This is a genomic window from Sulfolobales archaeon, assembly GCA_038881635.1.
Lineage (GTDB): Archaea > Thermoproteota > Thermoprotei_A > Sulfolobales > AG1 > WYEN01.
This window is the reverse complement of sequence record JAVZPJ010000008.1, coordinates 40130-46005: the sequence shown is the minus strand read 5'-3', so window position 1 is coordinate 46005 and position 5876 is coordinate 40130. Positions and strand designations below refer to the sequence as shown.

Genomic DNA, 5876 nt, shown 5'->3' with positions numbered 1-5876 from the left:
ATATGTGAAGAAAGAGGTTGTTAGGGATAGTATAGTTTATATGCCTAGATACGCCTTAACTACATCAATCTTCTTAGATACTATCTCATCTCTCGAGCCTTCAGCAACTATTCTACCTTGCTCCAAGATATATATGTATTCGGCTTTATCTAGGGCTATTGCTATATTTTGCTCTACTAAGAGTATTGATACTTCTAGCTCTCTCATAATGTTCTCTAGAGTTTCGGCTACGCTCCATACAATTTTTGGTGCTAATCCCTGGCTTGGCTCATCTAATAGTATGACTTTAGGTTTAGACATTAATGCTCTGGCTATTGCTAGCATCTGCTGCTCACCTCCACTTAAGGTTCCAGCTTTTTGATTCAACCTCTCTTTTAATACTGGGAATAGATTGAATACTATCTCTAAACTCTCTCTTATCTTCTCTCTAGCTCTTCTAGTATATGCTCCCATTTGTAGATTCTCTAGTACAGTTAAATCTGGGAATAATCTTCTACCCTCAGGAACCATTGTTAAACCTAGATCAACCTTTACATGTGGAGGTAGCTTTGACACATCTCTATCATAGAGTTTAATTGAGCCATCTATAGGCATTATAATACCCATTATGGTCTTAAGCAATGTAGTTTTACCAGCACCATTAGGTCCTAGAACAGCTACTATACTACCCTTAGGTAGTTTTAAGCTGACACCCCATAAGATCTGTATCTTACCATAACCTGATTTAATATTAGAACATTCTAAGGCTATACTCATACTGACCACTTCTTACCAAGATATATTTCTTCTAGTATTGGGTTTCTTAAGATTTTCTCAGTCTCACCTTCAAGGATCTTAGAACCTCGATAGAGTACTACTACTCTCTCAGCAAATCTAACTACAGCTCTCATAACATGCTCAATGAGAGTGGTTATAGCTATATTCTCTTCATCTGAGATTCTCTTAAGTAGTAGCATTAACTGATCTACCATTGATGGAGGCATACCTGCAACTATCTCATCTAAGAGTAGAACTTTAGGCTTTGATGACAGAGCTCTAGCAAGTTCTAATAGTTTAAGCTCTGGTGCTGTAAGTTTCCCAGCTAGTTCATCTCTCTTATCATATAATCCTACTAGCTTAAGCATGTTATCAGCTATTTCTAAGGCCTCTTTAACATTTATACTCCCGTATAAAGGTCCAAATAATGCTCCAATTGCAGCATTCTCTCTTACAGTTAAGTTAGAGAAAGGTTTCGGTATCTGGAATGCTCTAGCGATACCCATCCTAGCTCTCTCATATGGTGGAGTATGAGTTATATCTACACCCATTAATAGCACTCTACCGCTCTCAGGCTTATAGACACCGCTTATCACATTTAATAACGTTGTCTTACCTGAGCCATTAGGACCTATTATAGCTATCTTCTCTCCTTTATCAATTTTTAAACTTACATCTTTTAATGCTATTAAGCCTCCAAATCTCTTGGTTACATTAATAACCTCAAGCATTTAGAGCCACCTCAAGCTATAAACCTCCTGATTCGTGGAATATAGTATCTTAGAGCACCAACTATACCTTCAGGAGTTAGGATTACTATAGCTAAAACTAGTAGAGCGAATATTAAAAGTTGAAAGCCTGGTAGTATACCTGCTAAGAAATATTTTAAGGATGCATATATAGCACCGCTAACTAGAGGACCTAGCAGTGTCCCAGCTCCGCCAAGCATTACTACAACTATAGCCTCTACAGTATATTGTATGTTGAATGCATCAGGAGGATATATTGTTGCAGCTTTAAAAGACCACATAGCTCCTATAAGTCCTCCTAAAACTCCACTAGTAGAGAATGCTATGAGCTTATACTTCGTAGCATTTATCCCCATAACTTTTGCTGTATTCTCATCTTCTCTTATAGCTCTAAGCGCGTAGCCAATCCTACTATTTAAGAATATGAAGGTTATAATTAAGGCTAGTAAAGCTATTATAAATACTCCTAGATCTGAGGCTACCGTTGATAATATAGAGAATCCCTCATGGCCGAAGGCAGATATAAGAGGCCCACTTAAGGGAAGACCTCTAGAGCCTTCCCAAATATCTAATCCTTCAATTAAATACCTCAAACCCTCATTCACACTTATAGTTGCTATTGCGAAGTAAGCCCCTCCTAGTCTTAAGGCAATACCTCCCACTACTAATGCTAATATAATTGAAAATACTACTGCTTGGAAGAGACCTAGAATCAAGCCAATATAACCTGGAAAGCCTGCATTCATAGCCCTATGAATCCCAGTAGCCATACCATACATTCCTAGACCCATAAAGGCTACGTAGCCGAAGTTCACATATCCAGTCATTCCTAGGAATATATTGAATGCCTGACCTAATGCAACGTAAAACGCTATTAGTGTTAATAGCTGAGCAGTTATAGGACCTATAGACCCGACAACCTCGGTTGCTACTCTGAGGGATAATATTATGAGATATACTACTAAAATTATTACTAAGTGCCTTATAGTCACAACCACACTCATAAATATCACCTACCTAATAATCCTTTAGGTCTGACAAGTAGAAGTACTAAGATTAATGAGAATGCTAAAAAGACACTTAGACCAAAGGGGTTAGGAACTCCTAGAATAGAGAATACCGGAAAAGAACTTTGCTCAATTATACCAAATATTATACCACCAATAAGAGCTCCTATAGGCGATCCTAGACCTCCTAAAACAGCAATAACAAATGCTCTTAGTGTATATAGATCCCCAATATATGGGTTTATACCTTGCTGGAAGTATATTGCTAACAGAGACCCACTAACTGTAGTTAAAGCTATACCTAAAGCTACTGTAGATGCATAGGTGAATACTATATTAATACCGCAGACAGATGCACCTTCAGGATCTTGTGTAACAGCTCTTATAGCCGTACCAAACCTAGTCTTATAAAGTACAAGGTATAATGCTACTACGAGGAGCAGAGCGACTATGCCTGGCCACACTCTAGTTAAAGGTAATGGCATACCCTGTAGTGTTAAGCTCCCAAGACTGTAGATAAACCCTCTATACTCAGTGCTCCACATGATTTTAGCTAGCTCTTCAAGTATGATACCTATAGAGAATGTAGCTACAAGAGTTGAGAGTTCTGGAGCTTTAACTAAGAACCTTAAAACGCCATAGAACATTATGATACCTAATATTAATCCAACCACGAGTGATGGAATTAGAGATATGAAGGGGTTTAAAGCTACTAGTACGAAGAACCAGTAAGTTGCATACATACCTATCATTATGAAGGATCCATGGCCGACATTAACTATTCTAAGTACTCCGAATATTAATGATAAGCCTATAGTGGCCAAGCCGTATACAATTCCTATCAATAACCCAGAGACTAGATAGTAAGGTAAAAAATGTAGGAGAGACTCATTCATAGAGTTATACACCTTTAGGGTATAGCTTTCTTACCAGCTAGCTTTTCCTCCCAGGTAGGTATCGGGTAATAATACTTACTAGTAGCCGCCTCGAGAGGCCATATAATAACCTTCTTACCATTCTGCCACTGTCCAAGCACCATACTATGACCTATCTGATATCCTGTTGCTGGATCTATCTTGAATCTACCGAAGAATGTCATTATATCCATTCTATTAAATGCTTCTCTTACAGCATCTTGATCTAGGCTTTGAGCTGACTCGATAGCCTTAATAAGTAATATTAATGCTGCAGCTGCAGAGGCGGCATGATATGATGGTTCTTGACCTTTAGAAATATTTAGGAACAGTTTATAGAACTCGTCAGATGTAGGTCCAAAGAACTCTAGGCCAAGCTTAGATGCAACTTCAGGGTTATACTTAACACCAGGCTCCCAATGTGAGGGGAATACTATACCCTCAGCTAGTATCCCTAGACTTGCATAGTAATCAGGAACTGTTGGTGCAACAGTTAGTGATAAAAACTTGACATCTATTCTTAGGTCAGCTAGCTGCTTAGTTAGTAGAAGTCCATCAGCAAAATGCGTTGCAGCAAGTATAACCTCTGGGTTTGCAGCCTTCAACTCTATTAGGATAGATGTAAAGTCTTTAATATCTTGTGGGAATGACCTATCGAATACTATTGTGAACCCAAGTTCTTGAGCTTTCTTTCTTGCCCCATCAGCAACCATTCTATCAAACTCGTCATCAGCATAAAGTATAGCGATTCTCTTTACGGTAGGATCTACTTTAGCTAGGAACTCTAAACTAGCAGCGTGATACCTCGTAGCTTGACTCCAGGTAGTCACAACGTATTTATACCCTTGCTGGTTTATTAAGTCAGAAGCTCCACCCCAGTTTACGAAAACCATCTTATACCTCTCAGCAACAGGAGCAGCTGCAAATGCTAGGGGTGAGCTATAAGGACCTAATAGGAAGTTTACTTTATCTACTGTTATTAGTCTTTCATATAGGCTAACTACTAGATCTCTACTACTCTCATCATCATAATACTTAATCTCTATTGGAACATGCTTACCACCAATTCTAACACCACCATAAATCTCATTAACCCACTTAACAGCAGTCTGCAATCCCAGTAGACCCATCTGACCTTCCTTAGCATAAGTACCAGATAATGATATTGTTAAACCGACAACTATTTTACCTGGAATCTTAATTTCAGGCGTAGAAGTTAATGTAGGCGTTAGAGTAGTTATCGGTGTTAAGGGAGTAGTGAGCGTTGGTATAGGTGTCGTAAGTGTAGGTGTAGTTGGTCGAGCCATGAAGAAGTACATTAAACCTACTAGGATAAGTAATACTATGACCACACCACCAATTATTAGAGAAGTTCTGTAAGCCATTCTCACCGCCTACCACAAGATATTGCAGATAAAAAGCTTATAAATTTTATAGCTACAGCAATTAATAGACAACATACTAGACTGATGTATTTTAACAGTATTATCTTTCTGACAGGAATCTTCTAGTACAAAGACTAGCTCAGACGGTTTATCTAAGCTTATGGATCAATAAGAATCATCATTTACTCTGATCATGAGATGAGATCCTCTGATGATACTTGGATCCATATTAATATTCGCTCTTAGACTAATGATTCTGCTACATCTCTAGATAAAATACTATGTCGCTAGGGGTGAGGTGGACTTTGAAAACCTCCACAGTAGGAACCGCATATATCTCTTATTATACTACACACCGGTAATATTCATAGGTCTTTCCATAGTATATGTAATTGCGGTAGGTTTGAAAGAGTTCTAGATAAGGGCTTTGTAGGGACAGTCAGAAAGCTGTTAGAAGCCCTGACACAGTTATGGTGTTCATGATCTATGCACTATTAAATCCTCTTGCAACAGGCTTTCTACTCGCGAGAGCTGTTGCAGTGTTGAGTTCTACTCCCAGAATCTCTTTAATCCTCTCTTAAATTCATTAACTTAAAGTAAAGACTGCCTCCTAAGGTTTCTGAAGAGTTAGAAGTAAAAGCTAGAGTAAGAGCTACTCCTAGAGCTAGAAAGCTAGCTGAAGAAGAAGGAATTGATCTAAGTAAAGTTAAAGGCACAGGTCCTGGAGGTCTTATAACTAAAGAAGATGTGCTAAGAGAAATTGAGAGAATAGAGAAGTACACTAGTACAGGTGTTAGAGTTAAAGAGTCTATACCTATGTCTCCAGTAAGAGAGGTAATAGCTAAGCGTATGGTTGAAAGTCTTCAAACCATGGCTCAAGTAACTCTTACTACGGAGGCTATAGTTGACGCTCTAGTTGAGGTTAGAGAAGAACTCTTAAAAGAATTAGGTGAAGGGATTAGAGTAACATATACAGATATCCTAGTTAAGACCGTGGCAATGCTACTAAGAGAACATCCATACATAAACGCTACTTTAGAAGAGGATAAAATTAAGATATTAGAA

6 protein-coding genes and 1 pseudogene are annotated in these 5876 nt (G+C 38.3%); 2 read left to right on the top strand and 5 right to left on the bottom strand.

The features are described from left to right. Positions 1-36 precede the first annotated feature (36 nt). Genes QXS89_06055 through QXS89_06035 form a run of 5 tightly spaced genes read right to left on the bottom strand, consistent with a single transcriptional unit; the run spans position 37 to position 4811 of the window. The gene (locus QXS89_06055; protein ID MEM3831739.1) at positions 37-756 is read right to left on the bottom strand and encodes an ABC transporter ATP-binding protein; all 720 of its coding nucleotides are present in this window, start codon (positions 754-756) and stop codon (positions 37-39) included. Beyond that, complete coding sequence (locus tag QXS89_06050; protein ID MEM3831738.1) at positions 753-1487, bottom strand: ABC transporter ATP-binding protein; 735 nt, start codon at positions 1485-1487, stop codon at positions 753-755. The genes QXS89_06055 and QXS89_06050 overlap by 4 nt, the downstream gene beginning before the upstream one ends. 11 nt (positions 1488-1498) lie before the next feature. Beyond that, entirely contained in the window at positions 1499-2509 is a 1011-nt protein-coding gene (locus QXS89_06045; GenBank protein MEM3831737.1) for a branched-chain amino acid ABC transporter permease, read from the bottom strand. 5 nt (positions 2510-2514) lie between these two features. Next, positions 2515-3408, bottom strand: a complete 894-nt coding sequence (locus QXS89_06040; protein ID MEM3831736.1) for a branched-chain amino acid ABC transporter permease — start codon at positions 3406-3408, stop codon at positions 2515-2517. A 14-nt stretch (positions 3409-3422) separates the two neighbouring features. Further along, entirely contained in the window at positions 3423-4811 is a 1389-nt protein-coding gene (locus QXS89_06035) for an amino acid ABC transporter substrate-binding protein (protein ID MEM3831735.1), read from the bottom strand. Positions 4812-5414: 603 nt separating this feature from the next. Here QXS89_06035 and QXS89_06030 point away from each other — a divergent pair. Then, positions 5415-5552, top strand: a pseudogene (locus tag QXS89_06030) (E3 binding domain-containing protein). A 6-nt stretch (positions 5553-5558) separates the two neighbouring features. Next, positions 5559-5876, top strand: a 318-nt coding sequence (locus QXS89_06025; GenBank protein MEM3831734.1) for a 2-oxo acid dehydrogenase subunit E2, incomplete at its 3' end; no start/stop codon positions are given.

What these genes read in the sequence shown, in the direction of transcription:
- QXS89_06055 (MEM3831739.1), bottom strand. Translation starts at nt 756, where the DNA reads ATGAGTATAGCCTTAGAATGTTCTAATATTAAATCAGGTTATGGTAAG.
- QXS89_06050 (MEM3831738.1), bottom strand. Translation starts at nt 1,487, where the DNA reads ATGCTTGAGGTTATTAATGTAACCAAGAGATTTGGAGGCTTAATAGCA.
- QXS89_06040 (MEM3831736.1), bottom strand. Translation starts at nt 3,408, where the DNA reads ATGAATGAGTCTCTCCTACATTTTTTACCTTACTATCTAGTCTCTGGG.
- QXS89_06045 (MEM3831737.1), bottom strand. Translation starts at nt 2,509, where the DNA reads ATGAGTGTGGTTGTGACTATAAGGCACTTAGTAATAATTTTAGTAGTA.
- QXS89_06035 (MEM3831735.1), bottom strand. Translation starts at nt 4,811, where the DNA reads ATGGCTTACAGAACTTCTCTAATAATTGGTGGTGTGGTCATAGTATTA.